The sequence below is a fragment of the Comamonas sp. Z1 genome, assembly GCF_008121555.1.
In the GTDB taxonomy this organism is placed as follows: domain Bacteria; phylum Pseudomonadota; class Gammaproteobacteria; order Burkholderiales; family Burkholderiaceae_C; genus Comamonas; species Comamonas thiooxydans.
The window spans coordinates 453,571-470,559 of record NZ_VOQT01000001.1 but is presented as its reverse complement, the minus strand read 5'-3'; the positions used below and the strand labels follow the sequence as shown (position 1 = coordinate 470,559).

16 protein-coding genes and 1 riboswitch are annotated in these 16,989 nt (G+C 59.3%); of the genes, 11 read left to right on the top strand and 5 right to left on the bottom strand.

Going from position 1 to position 16,989, the window contains the following annotated elements; all coding sequences use genetic code 11:
- Positions 1–56 precede the first annotated feature (56 nt).
- Together FSY45_RS02080 and FSY45_RS02075 are read left to right on the top strand one after the other, a co-directional pair.
- Positions 57–1,043: a tripartite tricarboxylate transporter substrate binding protein gene (locus tag FSY45_RS02080; RefSeq protein WP_046461916.1), complete on the top strand. Its 987-nt coding sequence runs from the start codon at positions 57–59 to the stop codon at positions 1,041–1,043.
- Between the two features lie 9 nt (positions 1,044–1,052).
- Complete coding sequence (locus FSY45_RS02075; RefSeq protein ID WP_003063076.1) at positions 1,053–2,240, top strand: M20 aminoacylase family protein; 1,188 nt, start codon at positions 1,053–1,055, stop codon at positions 2,238–2,240.
- A gap of 87 nt (positions 2,241–2,327) precedes the next feature.
- On the opposite strand, the gene FSY45_RS02070 is transcribed toward FSY45_RS02075, so the two are convergent.
- Positions 2,328–3,227 carry a PhzF family phenazine biosynthesis protein gene (locus FSY45_RS02070; protein WP_046461917.1) on the bottom strand — a complete coding sequence of 300 codons (900 nt, stop codon included), beginning with the start codon at positions 3,225–3,227 and terminating at the stop codon, positions 2,328–2,330.
- Positions 3,228–3,774: 547 nt separating this feature from the next.
- On the bottom strand, positions 3,775–4,236 hold the full coding sequence (locus FSY45_RS02065) for a MarR family winged helix-turn-helix transcriptional regulator (protein ID WP_003063067.1): 462 nt from the start codon (positions 4,234–4,236) through the stop codon (positions 3,775–3,777).
- A gap of 304 nt (positions 4,237–4,540) precedes the next feature.
- Here FSY45_RS02065 and FSY45_RS02060 point away from each other — a divergent pair, with 304 nt between their 5' ends.
- From FSY45_RS02060 to FSY45_RS02050, 3 genes are all read left to right on the top strand, one after another.
- Complete coding sequence (locus tag FSY45_RS02060; protein WP_046461918.1) at positions 4,541–5,491, top strand: PDR/VanB family oxidoreductase; 951 nt, start codon at positions 4,541–4,543, stop codon at positions 5,489–5,491.
- Between the two features lie 39 nt (positions 5,492–5,530).
- The gene (locus FSY45_RS02055; RefSeq protein ID WP_046461919.1) at positions 5,531–6,595 is read left to right on the top strand and encodes an aromatic ring-hydroxylating dioxygenase subunit alpha; all 1,065 of its coding nucleotides are present in this window, start codon (positions 5,531–5,533) and stop codon (positions 6,593–6,595) included.
- A gap of 196 nt (positions 6,596–6,791) precedes the next feature.
- On the top strand, positions 6,792–8,153 hold the full coding sequence (locus FSY45_RS02050; protein WP_046461920.1) for an MFS transporter: 1,362 nt from the start codon (positions 6,792–6,794) through the stop codon (positions 8,151–8,153).
- Positions 8,154–8,210: 57 nt separating this feature from the next.
- Here FSY45_RS02050 and FSY45_RS02045 read toward each other — a convergent pair whose 3' ends face one another.
- The 3 genes from FSY45_RS02045 to FSY45_RS02035 all read right to left on the bottom strand — a co-directional run bounded on the left by FSY45_RS02045 (position 8,211) and on the right by FSY45_RS02035 (position 9,702).
- Positions 8,211–8,660, bottom strand: a complete 450-nt coding sequence (locus FSY45_RS02045; RefSeq protein WP_046461921.1) for a thermonuclease family protein — start codon at positions 8,658–8,660, stop codon at positions 8,211–8,213.
- A 411-nt stretch (positions 8,661–9,071) separates the two neighbouring features.
- Positions 9,072–9,452 carry a cell division protein ZapA gene (locus FSY45_RS02040; RefSeq protein ID WP_003063055.1) on the bottom strand — a complete coding sequence of 127 codons (381 nt, stop codon included), beginning with the start codon at positions 9,450–9,452 and terminating at the stop codon, positions 9,072–9,074.
- A 40-nt stretch (positions 9,453–9,492) separates the two neighbouring features.
- The gene (locus FSY45_RS02035; protein WP_003063053.1) at positions 9,493–9,702 is read right to left on the bottom strand and encodes a hypothetical protein; all 210 of its coding nucleotides are present in this window, start codon (positions 9,700–9,702) and stop codon (positions 9,493–9,495) included.
- A gap of 241 nt (positions 9,703–9,943) precedes the next feature.
- A riboswitch (cobalamin riboswitch) is annotated at positions 9,944–10,185 on the top strand.
- Between the two features lie 67 nt (positions 10,186–10,252).
- Between FSY45_RS02035 and FSY45_RS02030 the strand changes: the two genes are divergently transcribed.
- Genes FSY45_RS02030 through FSY45_RS02005 form a run of 6 tightly spaced genes read left to right on the top strand, consistent with a single transcriptional unit; the run spans position 10,253 to position 16,956 of the window.
- The gene (locus FSY45_RS02030; protein ID WP_046461923.1) at positions 10,253–12,157 is read left to right on the top strand and encodes a TonB-dependent receptor domain-containing protein; all 1,905 of its coding nucleotides are present in this window, start codon (positions 10,253–10,255) and stop codon (positions 12,155–12,157) included.
- 6 nt (positions 12,158–12,163) lie between these two features.
- Entirely contained in the window at positions 12,164–13,582 is a 1,419-nt protein-coding gene (locus FSY45_RS02025) for a cobyrinate a,c-diamide synthase (RefSeq protein ID WP_223305710.1), read from the top strand.
- Between the two features lie 50 nt (positions 13,583–13,632).
- On the top strand, positions 13,633–14,214 hold the full coding sequence (locus FSY45_RS02020; protein ID WP_034361613.1) for a bifunctional adenosylcobinamide kinase/adenosylcobinamide-phosphate guanylyltransferase: 582 nt from the start codon (positions 13,633–13,635) through the stop codon (positions 14,212–14,214).
- Positions 14,211–15,122 carry an ABC transporter substrate-binding protein gene (locus FSY45_RS02015; protein ID WP_046461925.1) on the top strand — a complete coding sequence of 304 codons (912 nt, stop codon included), beginning with the start codon at positions 14,211–14,213 and terminating at the stop codon, positions 15,120–15,122. The genes FSY45_RS02020 and FSY45_RS02015 overlap by 4 nt, the downstream gene beginning before the upstream one ends.
- Positions 15,119–16,162, top strand: a complete 1,044-nt coding sequence (locus FSY45_RS02010) for an iron ABC transporter permease (protein WP_187427524.1) — start codon at positions 15,119–15,121, stop codon at positions 16,160–16,162. Before FSY45_RS02015 ends, FSY45_RS02010 begins: the two co-directional genes overlap by 4 nt.
- Positions 16,159–16,956 (top strand): ABC transporter ATP-binding protein, encoded by a 798-nt coding sequence (locus FSY45_RS02005; RefSeq protein ID WP_046461926.1) that lies wholly within the window; start codon positions 16,159–16,161, stop codon positions 16,954–16,956. Before FSY45_RS02010 ends, FSY45_RS02005 begins: the two co-directional genes overlap by 4 nt.
- Positions 16,957–16,989: the final 33 nt, after the last annotated feature.

Here is a 16,989-nt window from a genome sequence, read left to right as displayed (position 1 = left end):
CCCAGACTTCTCCCTACCCGCTATCGAGTTTCGCCATCAATAAAAGGAGACATGTCATGACCTCTGCGCCTCACTCATTGGCCCGTAGCCTGATTCGCACTACGGCCGCCGCCTGCGCCTTATGGGCATTGGCTGCCTCTGCCATGGCGGAAAGCTTTCCAGAGAAGCCCATTACCTTGGTTGTTCCGTTCGCCTCGGGCGGCTCCATTGATGCTGCCATCCGTGTGGTGCAGCCCAGGCTGTCGGCTGAACTGGGCCAGCCTGTGGTCATTGAAAACCTGGGTGGCGCTGGCGGAGCTCTGGGCGCAGCCAAGGTAGCCAATGCCGCCAAGGATGGGTACACGCTGCTGGTTGGCTCCATCAACGATGTGGTGCTGGTGCCCATGCTCAACAAAAACGTGCGCTATGGCACCAAAGACTTCGCACCTGTCGGTCCTATCAGCTCGAACTCGCCGCTGCTGGTCGCCCGCAAGGATTTACCTGCGAATGACCTGGATGGCGTGATCTCTGCATTGCGAGCCAAGCCAGATTCGATCAGCTATGGCAGTCCCGGCATGGGCACCATGCAGCATCTGGTGATGGAGGATCTGCAGCAACGTGCCAATGTGCGGATGTTGCATGCGCCGTACAAAGGCGCAGGCCCCCTGCTGACGGACTTGCTGGGTGGCCAGATCGACTTGGCCGTAATGGTGCCCGCTACGGCTCTGCCGCATATAGAAGCCGGGCGCATCAAGGTTCTGGGTGTGGCGAGTCTGCAGCGACAACCCATGATCAAGAATATTCCCACGCTCAACGAAGGCAAGGTCGTCAAAGGCCTGGAGATGAATGGCTGGATGGGGCTCTTGGCTCCCAAGGGCGTAGCACCAGATCGTCTCGCTCGTCTGAAGACGGCGTTGGAAGCTGCTCTTGCATCAAAAGGCGTTCCCGAGCAACTGACGGCCATGGGCATGCAAGTGGCGACAGCGGCGGAGCAGAGCCAGTTTGCCGATCAAATCGCGCGTGACCAGGCCAAGGCCCGTAGCTTGAGCGTGAAACTGCAATAAGAGCGCACCATGCCAATTATTCAAGCCATTGCCGACAACCCTGAATTCCGTCAGATCCGTCGTGACCTGCATGCCCATCCTGAGCTGGGCTTTCAAGAGGAGCGCACGAGCGCGCTGGTAGCCGACTACTTGTTGCACTGGGGCTATGAAGTCACGCGCGGCGTGGGCGGCACGGGGGTAGTCGGCACACTCAGGCGCGGATCGGGAGGGCGCAGCATAGGCCTGCGTGCAGACATGGATGCTCTGCCCATGCAGGAACTCAATACCTTCGAACACCGTTCGCAGCATGCAGGCCGTATGCATGCCTGTGGCCATGACGGGCACACGGCAACATTGTTGGCGGCTGCCTGGCATCTAGCCCAAAGCGGCAAGTTTGACGGCACGCTGCACTGTATATTCCAGCCCGCTGAAGAAGGTGGGCAGGCCGGTGCCCGCGCCATGATTGAAGATGGCCTCTTTGAGCGCTTTGACTGTGATGCCGTCTTCGGGCTGCACAATGCACCAGGACGGGCTGTAGGCAGCTTTGGCGTGCGAGCTGGTCCTTTCATGAGCTCCAGCAATCGCTTTCGCATTGATGTCCAAGGCAAGGGAGCCCATGCCTCACAGCCTGACACTGGTGTGGATCCGCTGATGTGTGCAGGCCAGATCCTTATCGGTTTGCAGACCATCATTTCGCGCAACCGCACACCTGACGACGCAGCGGTGCTATCCGTTACCCAGATTCACGGCGGTGATGCCGTCAATGTGATCCCGGACGGCGCCTGGCTGGGTGGCACCGTGCGCACGCAAAGCGCCAGTACATTGGACATGATCGAGCAGCGCATGAAGCATATCGTGCAAGGTTCGGCCATCGCTTATGGCTGTGAAGCGCGGTTGCACTTTGAACGTAACTATCCGGCGCTGGTCAATGACCCGGAACAAACTGCATTTGCGGTATCCGTCATGCGGGAGGTCGTTGGAATTGAACAGGTCGATGACAATGCGCCCCGGCTTACCAACTCCGAGGACTTTGCCTTCATGCTTCAACAGCGTCCCGGTTGCTACGTATTGCTGGGCAATGGAGAGGGCGAGCACCGTTTGCCCGGCCATGGACCTGGACCTTGCCAAGTGCACAACCCTTCGTATGACTTCAACGATGCGCTGATTCCTGTCGGTGCCAGCTATTTTGCGCGACTGGTGGAAAGCTTTCTGAAGTGAACTGCAGCCAGGCAGGCATAGTTGGTGAAGTTACATGGATATCTCTGTAAAAAGTTCGGCACCAGCCGTTGCTAGTGTTTGCTGCTCTTACAGTTGGACTGTGCCTTGCATGCAGGTGACTGTGTGGCCTCCAATCCACAGTTGTTGTTGTGCATCCTGCTGCACGGACACTCGGCCATTGCGGCCCACGCGGGTCCCTTGGCTTGCCATGTAGGGCGCCTGCACATGTTCCTGGGCGATTAGCCACTGAGCCAGGCTGCCATTCAGGCTGCCGGTGACCGGGTCTTCCACTCCGGTGCTGGAAAAGGCGCGCACCTCCAGCTGTGTCTGTATCTCCTGGCAGGCGCCGCCAATCAGTGGCATCGCATTGGCGGTCTGATACAGAGCAGCGACCCCCACCTTGTGGCCCAGGGCCTTGATACGTGCCAAGTCGGGCTCCAGGCCGAGAACGCTGTCGGTATTGTCCAGCAGCAGGCACAGCCACTGTGCTCCATTGTCCAGGTAGGCGGCATCCTGTACCTGGGCTGCGTCTATGCCCAGAGCCTCGTAGATCAGGTGCAAATGGTCAGGCAGGGGCAGGGCCTGGTGGGCCGGAGTGGCGAACGCCAGGCCGTGGATCGAGCGCTGGATGGGGATCAGGCCCTTGGCGCACTCTTGCACGATGCGCTCGGAATGGTTGGGGACTCCGCCCTGGGCGAGCCAAGCGTGGCAGGTGCCCAGCGTCGGGTAGCCGGCAAACGGCATCTCGGCGGCCGGGGTGAAGATGCGCACCCTATAGTCGGCCCCCTGGGCGCGGCCCGCGTCCGTCGGGGGCAGGACAAAGGTGGTCTCGGACAAGTTGGTCCAGCGCGCAAAGTTTTGCATCTGTGCATCGTCAAGGCCGCGTCCATCAAGCACCACAGTCACGGGGTTGCCGCAGTAGGGAACGGCCGTGAAGACATCCACGGTCATGAAAGGGCGGAGCTGAAGGGGAACGGCGGTGGCCATGGCGGAGGGATGTTGGTGGACAGCGGCAGATAAGAAAGCGCACAGCCTGCGAGAAGCAGCGCGCGAGCTAGGGTATGCATGCGACGAGGGTGGCGCTGAATCATGTCATACGCTTGCTGGCGATTTCACGTCGGAACGGCTGTTTTGTGTTGAACGGCGACAGTCGCAATCGGGCAGAAGCAGGTCCCAGGATTAAGAGTTGGAATGGCCGCTTACCGAAGTACGTCAATTGCTTCCACGAGATTTATCACCTGCCATTGCATGCTGCCGGAGGCCTGCGTGCCCTGGGGCCGCAGTTGCACGCTCATGAGCTGTCAGCTTGATGCTCTCATCCCGCAGTATTTGCAGCATCCGAAATTCTGCTGAGGGTCGGCAGGACCTACAACGGCTGCTCTATCTTTGGAGCCAGTCACTCGACGGTGCAACTAGGTGCGTACTGAATCGAACTGCCGCTTCTGCGCTCAGCGACAGGGGTGATGCTTACCCGGAGCAGACAGCTATAGCACCTGAATTAAGCCGCGCAGCGAAGCGACGTGGCTTTGTATCCCTAGGGCCTGTACGCGTTGACGTGATCAACTTGCTTGTGGAGACGGTTGAGCATATCGATCAGCAACTCCACTTCTTCATGTGTCAGCGTTTGCAGAAGGCGACGCTCTCTTTCTTTTGCCACATCGAAGATCTGATCATGCAAATGTTGGCCCTCTGCGGTGAGGCTGAGGGTGTATCGCCTCGCGTCTACCGCATCAACTTGCGACTGCACATAACCTGCGTTTTGCAGAACTTGAACAGATTTGCTCACCGCACTCTTGTCCAGTCCGACTACCTGGCATATCCGCTGCGCAGGAATGTGGTTCTCCACCGCCAGCATGGACAACACACGCCACTCGACGATGCCTACATCGAAGTTCTCTCGATAGACCTGTGATGCCCCGGAGGACAGCTTGTTCGCGATGAAGGCCAGTAACGCCGGCGCGTAGCGCTCAAGGTCGAGTTTCTTTTTTTTCTTCATGCAATCTATGCCAACTTAGGGTAAATATTGGTTGATATCTCAACTGATTTTTCTACACTGACGCATCTGTGCTTGCACTATAGCTGCGTTTTATTGGTTGATATCTCAACAAAATTTAGAGGCCAACTAGTCAACTGTGAACGGGATCTTGAACATGAGCCATCAATCGATCAAACGCTAAGCCTTGCTCCGCGAGTCCAACTGCCCGGTAGCGGCAACTTAGAACAGGCAACCCAATTACAGCCAAAGTCCATGACGCTCTGTGTCAGGGAGAGGCGTTGGCTTTTTCAATAGAGAGTCCCACATGCTAGAGCTTGTTGTTCAACGAAGAGTGCAGGAAGCTGAAGACATCATCAGCCTTGACTTCATATCTGCGCAAGGAACGGTTCTTCCCGCATTTGAACCAGGAGCCCACATTGATGTTCATTTGCCGAATGGTCTGGTCCGGCAATATTCCTTGTGCCATCCAAGCGAATCCCGATCTTCAGCCAAGTACACGATCGCAGTTCAGCGCGAGAAAGAGTCACGCGGTGGCTCGATTTCCGTGCATGAACAGCTCACGGTTGGCTCTAGGGTTCATGCCAGCGAACCCAGAAATCTATTTGAACTGGCACCCGCAGCGAGAAAGCATCTGCTTCTAGCTGGAGGTATCGGGATTACGCCGCTGATCTGCATGGCGCAAGCACTCGCCCTCCGGCAACATGACTTTGAGCTTCATTACTTCTGTCGATCTCAGGCCCGCGCAGCCTTTGGCGATCTGCTGAGATCGGACTCCTTGGCGCAGTCAGTGCATTTGTATCTGGATGGCAATACCAGCGCCCACTTGGCAGAACTTCTGAAAAGGCCTGATCCAGACACTCATATCTACGTGTGTGGTCCAAGTGGCTTCATGGACTGTGTGCTTGGCATTGCATCGGAGCGTAATTGGCCATTAGGCAATGTGCACAAGGAGTTCTTCGCCGCTGGCTCATCGCCGCAGGAAGGCGACCAGCTGTTTGAAGTGCAGATTGCCAGTACAGGATACCGATACGAGATACCGGTGGGTGCATCGGTGTTCGAAGTGCTTGATCAAGCCGGCGTGGATATCCCCGTGTCTTGCGAGCAAGGCATATGCGGAACTTGCGTGACCCGTGTGCTGGAGGGTGTTCCAGATCACCGTGACCAATACCTGACGGACGCAGAGAAGGCTGCGAACAAGTGCTTCACGCCTTGTTGCTCACGAGCTCGCAGCAAGCTGCTGGTGCTCGATCTTTGATTTCAGCTTTCCCTCAACGATTTTCCAAGGAGACCTACGATGACCACTATTTCGATTCATCCTGCTCGAGAGAGCGCTGTGCCGCAAAGGAGCAAATTTCCTCTCAATCAGTGGTATGTCGCAGCACATTCATCAGAGCTGGCCGACAAGCCGGTTGGGCGTAAGTTACTGGGAGAGGCTGTAGTGCTGTTCCGTATCGGTGACGGCACAGTGGCGGCACTTGAAGATCGTTGCTGCCATCGTGCTTTGCCGTTGTCCGCTGGAACTGTGGAGAGCTGCGGATTGCGCTGCGGCTACCACGGTCTGCTCTACAACCATGAGGGCAAGTGCGTGGAGATCCCCGGCCAGGAGAAAATTCCTACCAAGGCCAAAGTTTCGGCCTATCACGTACAAGAGCGGGACGGACTCATTTGGATCTGGTTTGGTAAGCCAGAGAATCCCGAGCCTATGTGCGACGCACCCTCGTATTCGGTTCACAGCTCGCCAGAGTATGTCTATGGAGGCGACGTTTACCACTACAACGCACCGTACCAGCTCATCCACGACAACCTGTTGGATCTCAGTCACCTTGGTTATGTGCATTTGCACACCATCGGGGGCAATGCCAAGCTGCATATGAATGCAGAAATGAAGGTCGAAAGCGAAGGAGACTTTGTCAGAGTGGTGCGGTATATGCCCGACTCGGTACCGCCTCCGACATACTCCGCAGCTTATCCTTTCAAGGGGAATGTGGACCGTTGGCAGGAGATCGAATTTCGCGTATCCCATCTGCTGATCTGGACAGGTGCTGTCGATCAGGGAACCGACGCTATGGACGATCCACAAAGAGGTGGCTTTCACATGCGCGGCTTTCATGGGGTTACGCCAGAGAGCGAGACGACTTGCCACTACTTCTGGACCATGGCGACCAATCCGGCCAAGGACGTGGAGGAGGTCAAACGCAAGGTGCTGGAACAAACCGAGCTCACTTTTGACGAAGACAAGGTCGTGATTGAAGCGCAATATCAGAACATGATCCGCTTCGGACCCAAGTCCATGATCGATATCCACGTCGATGTGGGAGCGAATCGCGCTCGACGGATTATTGAAAGATTAATGGCTTAACTCCCAATGCGAAAGGCATGAGCTGTTCTGGCTCAATCCTCTCAAGTACACCCTGCATCAACGGTAATCGCCGGTATCTAGCCCGCGCCTTATCGCCACTCAAATCCGCTTCAGAAAACCCAGGTGGACTGCTTTAGCCATGAGCAGGCCAAGGCCAAGCTACGCCTGACGTAGCAACTTATAAAAGGAGACAACTATGAACTCTTCAGTCGTGGGGAAAATGGATGACAAGCCAATGTCTGCATACCAATGGTTTGTCATCGCACTATGCTTTCTCATCAATATGCTTGATGGGTTTGATGTGCTGGTGATGGCTTTCACAGCTGCCTCGGTTGCCAGTCAATGGGCGTTGAGTGGCGTACAGCTGGGCTATTTACTCAGTGCAGGGCTTGTGGGTATGGCCCTGGGTTCCCTGGTTATCGCCCCTTGGGCAGACAGGATAGGTCGACGGCCGCTCATCATGCTGTGTATTGCGATTGCTGGCGTTGGCATGTTGGCATCTGCATATACACAGTCCGCAGTTCAACTGGGAGCGCTGCGACTGTTCACCGGGTTGGGCATCGGAGGCATTCTAGCCAGCAGTTACGTGATCGCTGGCGAGTATGCATCTAGTCGCTGGCGTGGTTTGGCCATCAGTTTGCAAGCCACGGCATATGCCTTGGGGGCCACTATTGGGGGGCTGATTGCAACACAACTGATCCCTAGCCTAGGCTGGCGATCAGTATTCCTGTATGGCGGGGTGGCGACATTGGTGACTTTGCCAGTCATGTTTTTGTGGTTGCCTGAATCGTTGGATTTCCTGATTGCTAAGCGTCCCTCCAATGCGCTTGGGAAGATGAACATCATTCGATTGAAAGTAGGATTGGAGCCTCTGGCGCAAATGCCCGCTTTCAATCAATCGACGGCAACAGCAGGAGCGAACCGTGTTGCCAGCTTGCTTGCACCTGGACTTGCCGCGTCTACCTTGCTGATTTGGGCCGCCTTTTTTATCGTTATGTTCGGCTTTTACTTTGTGATGAGCTGGACCCCGAAGTTGCTGGTGACGGCGGGATTGTCCAACCAGCAAGGTATCACTGGTGGCGTTCTGCTCAATGTGGGAGGCATTGTCGGTACTTCGCTAATTGGTTTCCTGGCAGCAAAGTACCGCCTGTCCCGGGTACTCATGCTCTACCTCATCATTAACGCAGCATTGATGTGCACGTTTGTGAGCCTGCTTGGTAACTTGGGGATGGCATTCGCTGCCGCCTTGGCCATTGGCGTGTTTGTCAATGGATGCGTTGCTGGCCTTTATGCTTTGACACCAAACATCTATACAGCGACACAGCGCGTCACGGGGCTAGGGTGGGCAATCGGTGTGGGGCGTATCGGCGCGATTGTCTCGCCATTGGTCGCGGGCAAGCTCATTGACGCCAGTTGGAGGCCTGACGAGCTCTTTTCGCTCTATGGTCTTGTCTTCTTGGGTGCTGCATTAGCCGTTTATCAAATACAGCGCAGGAGTTCTGCTTCAACTGCGCCTCAGCCATTGGTGATGCATGATGCCCCTGAAACAGCCGATTGATATGAACTTCTGACCGCCTGCTCCTGGCCGTTAGCACTGGTTCGCGGACCTCGCTACCTACGGCGCGGTTGGCTCTGGATCACGCCACAGCGCGACTTTGCGTGCCATTGCCTCTTGCTCGGCAAACTTATACTGTCCGCGCGCCTGGGGAGACTGTTCGTGGCCACAGGCGCGGGACCATCGGGCCATGCCTTGGGTGATCATGGCCAGGCCGGCATCGAGTGTGCGCGGCCCGCTGGATGCCGACGCAGGCGTCACCCAAACAGAGCAGACCTGTCGCTGGAACCGATCTGTCTTGGTGCAGCGCAGTTCGGCCTCCTTAAGAAATATCAGCTCAGCCAATGCCTGTCGGACTCTCTCTCCGAATGGCTGCTTGCGCTCGGGTGCATCGATGCCCTGCAGCCTGACCGTGACCTGCTCATAAGCGCCAGGCTCACCACAGCGCACGGTCAGGGTGCGACCGTCTGAGATGCCGATGACGAGGCAGAGGAGGGTAGCTGCAAGCATGGCTTCAGTCTATTGGGCAAGAAAAAGGCCCGCAACGCGGGCCAATCATCAATCCAGATAGATGCACAAGTTGTTGATTTCAATTGCCTGCAATTGCTCGGCTTTGTTTGATTCTTCAGGCCATCTTCGTGGCTGGAAAGCAAGCAAATCAACAGCTTGCGTGTGTAAAGGTGTCTGCAAATGCCACCGGTTCGTCATCCTGAACCGGGGGTTCAGGTGGGCAAGAGCAACCTATCGTTGGGTTCATCTGACGCGAGACGATCACGCTCAATAGGTGATTTATCAAGCCCATGCTCGTTGAGCATTGGTTCAAGGAAATATAAAAACCGGCAGATTTGCAGACGGTTTTATTCTAACGGGTATTGGCAGTCGCGCGGAGGTCATGACTGCTTTGCTGCTGAGGTTACCCGATCAGAGCAGCCTGGCGTCAGCATCCAGTGCCTGATCGAGCTTGAGCACCAGTTGCTCGGCAAGCTCCTGCTGGCGCTGCAGCTCAGCCTGGGCGGCCTCATTGACCTCGGCGGGGGCGAATTGCTCCTGAGCAAGCGCCTGCATTTCTGCCTGGGCATTGGCCATAAGGGCTTGCTGGGCATCGCGGTCAAGCACGTCGAAAGCCATATTGAGGGCTGCCAGCACTGCCACGCGCTCGCGCGAGCGGACCTTGCCGCTGTCGCGGATGCGGTTCATGGCTTCGTCCACGCGGCGAACGGCTTCCTGCACACGTTCTTCTTGACCATCGGGGCAGGTCAGCACATAGCTTTGCTGCATGATTTGCACATCGATCTGCTTCATGGGCGTCAGTGGCGGGTCTGGTGATGGAGGGTGACGACTGTCACTCTCCCTGGTTGGCGGGCAGGCGTTCGATCAAGGCATCGACGCGCGCACGTGCGGCCTGCAGGCGCAGACGCAGCAAATCGCGCTCTTGCGTCAGAGCGATGACCTGATCGGTGAGCAGGGTGTTGGTGCGCTGCAGTTCCTCGTGGCGCACCAGCAGACGCTCTACGCGCTCGGCAATGAGATCAAGAGAGGGCTGGGTGGTCATAGACTCTGCCATTGTAGGTCTTGCAGTCCGTGGGTGAGTATAAATGTGCAGGCAAATTCAGCAGTTTGTGCAGGAGCACAGGCTGCTTGACTGCCGCAATCGTAAAACTGCAATATTTCTCTCAAAATCGTAGCGTGCTGCACAAGTTCTGTGTACCTCAAACGCATATTTAAGGTAAAAAATCGTCACCTGAGCCGCGCTCGGTTACTCCGAATGAAGGATCTGCGCCGCGTAGCGCTCATTACAATGGGCGTCTGTTGGTGCTCGAGGCCGCTTTTCTGTGGTCTCAGTTCAACGGGAAGCAGGGAGGTGCTGGCCAGACACACTGGCACACTGAACCTGCGCTGCCCCCGCAACGGTCGGCGAATGGAATGCAGCGGCATTCCGCCTTTTTCCCCATGGCCACTGGCGCTGCGCGCTGGGAAGGCCGGCAAGAGGATGATTCGCCTAGCCCGGATACCGGCCAACATGGGTTGCCTGCATTCTGTGCAGGTATGTTTGCTCAATGTCGGCGGGTAGGCTGATGTGGGCGTATTCAAGTGTGCTTTCCATGAGTCCGCAATCTTCGTCCCTGCGCATGGCGCAGGTGGCTTCGCGCGCACGCGCATCGTTTGTTCTCCGTCCCACTCTTCTGGCATCTGCGTTGGCAGTGGCGTTTGCCGCACAGGCTCAGTCAGCTGCACAGGCCGATGCGGTGCAGATGAAAGAAACCGTGGTCACCGCCAATCGCATCGAGCAGCCTTTGTCCGATTTGGTGGCCGATATGTCGGTGGTGGGCCGTGAAACGATTGAAACGGCGGGCGCCGTGGGTGTGGCCGATGTGCTTTCGCGTCTGCCGGGTGTGCAAATGGTGCGCAACGGCGGCGCTGGCTCGACCACCAGCGTCTATCTGCGCGGTGCCGACACGCGCTTCACTGCCGTCTATATCGATGGCATACGCGTGGACTCGCAGTCCACGGGCGGTGCCTCCTGGCAGGATATTCCACTGGAAGCGATCGACCGAATTGAAGTGTTGCGAGGCCCGGCGGCGGCTGTCTACGGCTCTGACGCCATCGGCGGTGTGGTGCAGATCTTTACCAAAAAGGGCGAGGGCAAAGCCAAGCCCTATGTGGGCTTGGGCTGGGGCAGTCGTGGCACGGTGAAGGCTCAGGCTGGCGTCAGCGGCGGTGTGGCCGGCTGGGATTACAGTCTGGGTGTTTCGCATGCCAGCAGCAATGGCTTTAATTCCAAAACTTCTGAGGGCTCCAATCCTGATGCAGACGGTTATCGTAGCAATGCTTTCAATGGCCGCATTGGCTATCAGCTCTCGGCCAATCAGCGCGTGGAAGCAACGGCGCTGACCAGCTACATGAATTCTGGCTACGACGCCAGCAAGTACGACGACCGCAGCATCTACAAGATGAGCGCAGTGGGCCTGAACTGGCAGGCCAAATGGAGTGATATTTACAGCACACGCCTGCAGTACACGCAGTCGCGGGACTTCTATCAGACCAAGCCCAGTCCTTATGAAACAGATACTCGTCTGCACAGCTATCTGTTCCATAACGAATGGAGGCTGGGCGTGCAGACCGTGACCGTTGCACTGGAGCGCCGCGAAGACAAGCTAATCAACAGCGGCCTTGATATCGGCAGCCGCGAGCGTTCGCAGAATGCGCTGGCATTGGGTTACGGTCTGAATCTGGGTAAGCACACGCTGCAACTTAATGCCCGCCATGACCGTGATAGCGAATTTGGTGGCCACACAACAGGGAGCGCTGCATATGGCTATGAGTTCATGCCTAACTGGCGTGCTACAGCCTCAGCTGGTACAGCCTTCCGTGCACCCACGCTGTATCAACGATTCAGCATGAACGGAGATGCGACTTTGGTACCCGAAAAAGGCCGTAATGTGGAGTTGGGCCTGAAGTGGGGCAAGGGCAGCGACAGCTTCTCGGCCACGGTTTATAGAAACAAGGTTTCCAACCTCATCAACTACGTTGGCAGAAAAGGTTCATGTCAGAGCGTGCAATCGTTTGGCGATAGTGGGGGCTGTTATGCCAATGTTGCCAATGCGCGTTATGAAGGCATCACGCTGGCTGCGACCACGCGAGTGGGCATGGTGAATCTGCAAGGCTCTGTGGATTTCCAAAACCCACGAGACCTTGACAAAAATCAGCAGCTAGCCCGTCGCTCCAAGCGTTATGCGAGTTTGTCTGCCGATACTCGGGTTGCAGGTTGGAAGCTGGGTGTAGAAGTGCAGACGGCTGCAAAAAGGTATGACTATGACTTCACAGGGAAGTCGTTTACTTTGGGCGGTTACACGCTTTGGAATCTGAGCGCACAAAAGCAGTTGAGCCGCGACTGGAGCCTGGTGGCACGCATCAACAATCTGGCTGACAAGCGCTATGAGCTGGCCCGAACCTATGCCACCGAAGGCCGCAGCGGCTATATCGGGGTGAAGTGGGAAGCCAGGTAAGAGGCCATGACAGTCACCGCAATGCATGAAACAGGCTCGGGCGTGTGCTGCCCGGTGCTGCTGATCAGTGCCCCGGCCTCCGGTCAGGGCAAGACCACCGTGACGGCGGCGCTGGCGCGGCTGCATGCGCGCCAAGGACGCAAGGTGCGCGTATTCAAGTGCGGGCCGGATTTTCTGGACCCTTACTGGCACGAACTGGCCAGCGGTTCGCCCGTGCATTCGGTGGATTTGTGGATGACGGGCGAGGCGGATGTGCGCCAGCGTCTGCATGAGGCGGCCCAGGAGGCCGACCTGATTCTTGTCGAAGGCGTGATGGGCCTGTTCGACGGCAACTTCAGCGCGGGCGATCTGGCGCAGTTGCTGGGTCTGCCTGTGCTGGCCGTGGTCGATGCCTCGGCCATGGCGGGCACTTTCGGGGCGCTGGCCTATGGCTTGCAGCATTACCAGGGCGGTCTGCGCTGGGCCGGCATGCTGGCCAACCGCGTGGCCACGGCTCATCATGCCGATCTGCTCAGGCAAGGCCTGCGCGACCAGTCGCTGTGGCTGGGTGCCATGCCCGGTGTGCAACTGGGCGATGCAGCGGTCAAGGCCAAGTCAGCAGCGCTGCTGCCCGAGCGCCACCTGGGCCTGATCGCAGCCCACGAGCTCGGCGATGCCTTGGAGCGCCTGGACGCTGCGGCCGACGCCCTGGCCCAGACTCCCCTGGGGCAACGGGCCTGGAGCTCGGACGACGGTCAGCCCAGCTGGCAGGACTGGAACGTGGACTTTGCAGCGCCAGACATTTGCGCCGATCAGCCTCGCGTGGAGCCTTGGCTGAGCGGACGTCGCATTGCCATTGCGCGCGACGCGGCGTTTTCCTTTATTTATCCCGCCAATCTGGACTGTCTGCGTGCCATGGGGGCCGAGTTGTGCTTTTTCTCGCCGCTGGCTGGCGATGCGCTGCCGCCCTGCGATGCGATCTGGCTGCCCGGCGGCTATCCGGAGCTGCATGCCCGGGCCTTGCATGAGAACCGGCCGTTGCGCGACGGCCTTGCCGAGCATATGGCGCAGGGCAAGCCGGTCTGGGCCGAGTGCGGCGGCATGCTTGCCCTGTGTGATGGAGTAACTGCCCTGGACGGCAGCACCCAGCCCATGTGGGGGCTGCTGCCAGGTCAGGTTGTGATGCAGAGCCGGCTTGGCGGTCTGGGCATGCAGCAGCTGGCGCTCGATATGGGCTTGCTGCGCGGCCATACCTTTCACTACACAAGGCTGGAGACGGCCATGCCGGTGCTCACGCGCAGCAGCCGTCCCGGCGCAGCCGTACAGGCAGACCGTGGCGAGGCACTTTATCAATATGGCAGTGTGCGTGCCAGTTACTTTCATGCCTGGTTTCCGTCCTGCCCGGCAGCGGTGGCGTCGCTTTTTGGCGCAACAATCGAAGACTGAGCCTTTTGTCCATCACCACCATGAGCCCTGCAAGCACCACCTCCTTCGTCATGCCGCGTACTCAGCTGATTCTGGGCGGGCAAAAAAGCGGTAAATCCCGTCGTGCAGAGCTGCTGGCGCGCCAGTGGCTGCAGACGGATGCCGGGAATCAGGCTGCGCTGGTGGCGACCGGCCAGGCCTGGGATGCGGAAATGAGCGAGCGCATTGCGCGCCACCAGCGCGACCGCGCCGAGCGCGTGCCAGGCATGTTGACCATAGAGGAGCCTCGCGAGCTGGCCCAGGTGCTGGCCCGGCACAGCAGCCCGCAGCGCCTGCTGGTGATTGATTGCCTGACCTTGTGGCTGACAAACTGGTTGATGCCGGTGCAGACCGGGAATTCTGAAGACAGCCCATCTCCAGCTCCGGACTGGCAATCACAGCTAGCTCTCTTTCTGAAAGCGCTTGACGAAGCTGCCGGCCCCGTGATTCTGGTCGGCAACGAAATCGGTCTGGGCGTGATTCCCATGGGGCGCGAAGTGCGCGCATTTGTCGATGCGCTGGGCTTGCTCAATCAGCAGGCGGCAGCGCATTGCGAAAGCGTCACGCTGATGTGCGCCGGCTTGCCTCTGGCGTTGAAAGGGCCGCAGGCATGAGGGCCACCGTAAAACAGTTTGCCGCTGCTGCGCTGCTTGTTTGCGGCCTGGCCGGGGCTTTGTCGGTGGCGGCGCAGTCCGTGCAGATCATCGATGCACGTGGCGCGCAGGTGCAATTGGCCAAACCGCCGCAGCGCATCGTCAGCCTGCTGCCCTCGCTGACCGAGAGCCTGTGCGCGCTGGGCGGTTGCGAGCGTCTGGTGGGGGTGGATCGCTATTCCAATTGGCCCGCCCATGTGAAGACCGTGCCCGTGGTGGGGGGCGGGCTGGATCCGAATATCGAGGCTATTGTGGCGCTAAAGCCAGATCTGGTGCTGGTTTCCATGGCATCACGGGCCATTGCGCGAATGGAGGCGCTGGGCCTCAAGGTGGTGGCGCTGGAGCCGCGTACCCACGAGGAAGCGCGCACCGTGATGCAGAAAATAGGTCAGCTGCTCGCCTTGCCTCCCACACAGGGCGCAGACCGCGTCTGGGCCGCTATCGAAGCCGACCTGAACAAGGCCGCTGCCAGCGTGCCCGAAGCCATGCGCGGTCAGCGCGTGTACTTTGAAGCCAGTCGCGGCCCGTATGCCGCCGGTGAAAAATCCTTTATCGGCCAGACACTGACGCGGCTGCATCTGCGCAACGTGGTCGACGCCAGGCAAGGGCCGTTTCCGCGCCTGAATCCCGAATATGTGGTCAAGCTGGATCCTGACATTCTGATGGCCGGCGAGCGAGCCTGGAAAACCGGCGTGCCGGAATACCCGGGCTGGGCCCAGATGCGGGCGGTGAAGCAGGGCGCGATCTGCGCCTTCACGCCCGAGGAATCTGACATTCTGGTGCGCCCAGGCCCACGCATGGCCGAGGGGGCGCAAATCATTGCTCAATGTCTGCAGCGTCTGGCGGCAAGGCAGGGCAAGAGCCCATGAACACCTGCATCTCCAGTCGTCACCGCAGGGGCCAGCGCGGGCTGGCCGCTGCCTGGCTGCTGCTGTGGCTGACGCTGGCTGCTGCTTTGCTGGCGCTGCTGGGCGCGGGTATCGGCAGCACGGGTTTTGAGAGCGTACTCAATGCCCGCCAAGACCCGCTAGCCTGGCAGATCGTGATGGATATTCGCCTGCCACGCACGGCGGCGGCCTTGCTGGCCGGAGGCCTGCTGGGGCTGGCCGGAGCGGTGGCGCAGGGCGTGTTTCGCAACCCCCTGGCCGATCCTTATTTGCTGGGCAGTGCCTCCGGGGCATCGCTGGGGGTGGCGCTGGCCATGGCTGCCCTGGGTGTCTCGCCTTTTGCGCTGGCCGGCCTGGCGCGCTGGGGCGTGACGGGCGCGGCTTTTGCGGGTGCCGTGCTTGCCGTGGTGCTGACCCTGGTGCTGGCCAAGGGCGTGCAGAACACCATGCGCCTGCTGCTGGCCGGCGTGGTGGTGGGTGTGGTGCTGGGCGCCGCCGCATCGCTGGTGCTGCTCATGAACCCCGACATCATGCAGGCCATGCAGTCTTTCATGCTGGGCAGCACGGCGTTTGCGGGCTGGCCTGCCTGCGCTCTCATGCTGTGGGTGCTTATGCCCGTGCTGGTGCTGGCCTGTAGCCTGAGCCGCGTGCTCGACGGCTTGGCACTCGGCGAGGCCACGGCCCATAGTCTGGGTCTGCCGCTGGCGCCGCTGCGCCTGCTGCTGATCGTGCTGCTGGCGCTGGCCACGGGCACCGCCGTGGCGCAGACCGGTTTGGTCGCTTTTGTAGGCCTGGCTGCGCCCCATCTGGTGCGTTCCATGGTGCGCGCGCTGCACTGCTGGCTGCTGGTGCTAAGCAGTCTGATGGGGGCGGTGCTGCTGCTGGCCGCCGACCTGCTGGCGCGATGGTTGATCGCACCGCAGGAGCTTCCCGTGGGGGTGCTGACGGCGGTGCTGGGAGGCAGCTATCTGCTGTGGCTGATGCACAAGCGTGGCGCCATGCCGTCTGGAGAGGGCGCATGAGCAGCAATATCGAGACTGGAATCGCGTTGGCGACCGAGGCTCTGAGCGTACAGCTGGGCGAGCGTGAAGTGCTGCGCCAGATCAGCCTGCGCATTCCCCGGGGTCGCTGGACGGCCATCGTTGGCCCCAATGGCGCGGGTAAATCTACGCTGCTGCGCGCCATGGCCGGCATGCGTGCCGCCAACCAGCGGCAAAGCGGCGCGGTGCTTTTGCAGGGTCGTGAGCTGGGCGACTGGAATGGCCGCGAGCGTGCCAAGGCCCTGGCCTGGCTGGGCCAGAATCAGCCTGTTGCGGCTGATATGGCCGTGTATGACGTGGTCATGCTGGGGCGTTTGCCCCACCAGGGTTGGCTGGCTCCGGCCTCGAACGCCGACCGGCAGGCCGTGGAGCAGGCGCTGCGCCAGACCCATGCCTGGGACTGGCATCAGCGCAGCATAGGCCAGCTATCGGGAGGTGAACGTCAGCGCGTGCTGCTGGCAAGGGCCCTGGCCGTGCAGGCACGGACTCTGCTGATGGATGAGCCACTGGCCAATCTTGACCCGCCGCACCAGACCGACTGGATGCTGACGGCCCGCAGTCTGGTGCAGCAAGGCGCGACCCTGGTCAGCGTGCTGCACGAGTTGTCCTTCGCCTTGCTGGCTGACGAAATGGTCGTCATGCAGGCCGGCCGTATCACCCACCAGGGCGCTTGCAGCGATCCCGCCACCCATGCCGCGCTGGAGTCCGTGTTTGACCGGCGCATACAGGTGCGCGAACTCGATGGCCTGTGGCTGGCCCTGCCGCGCCTGAGCTGAGCTCGGTCGCAATTCTTGATTTTTTGCCCTTTA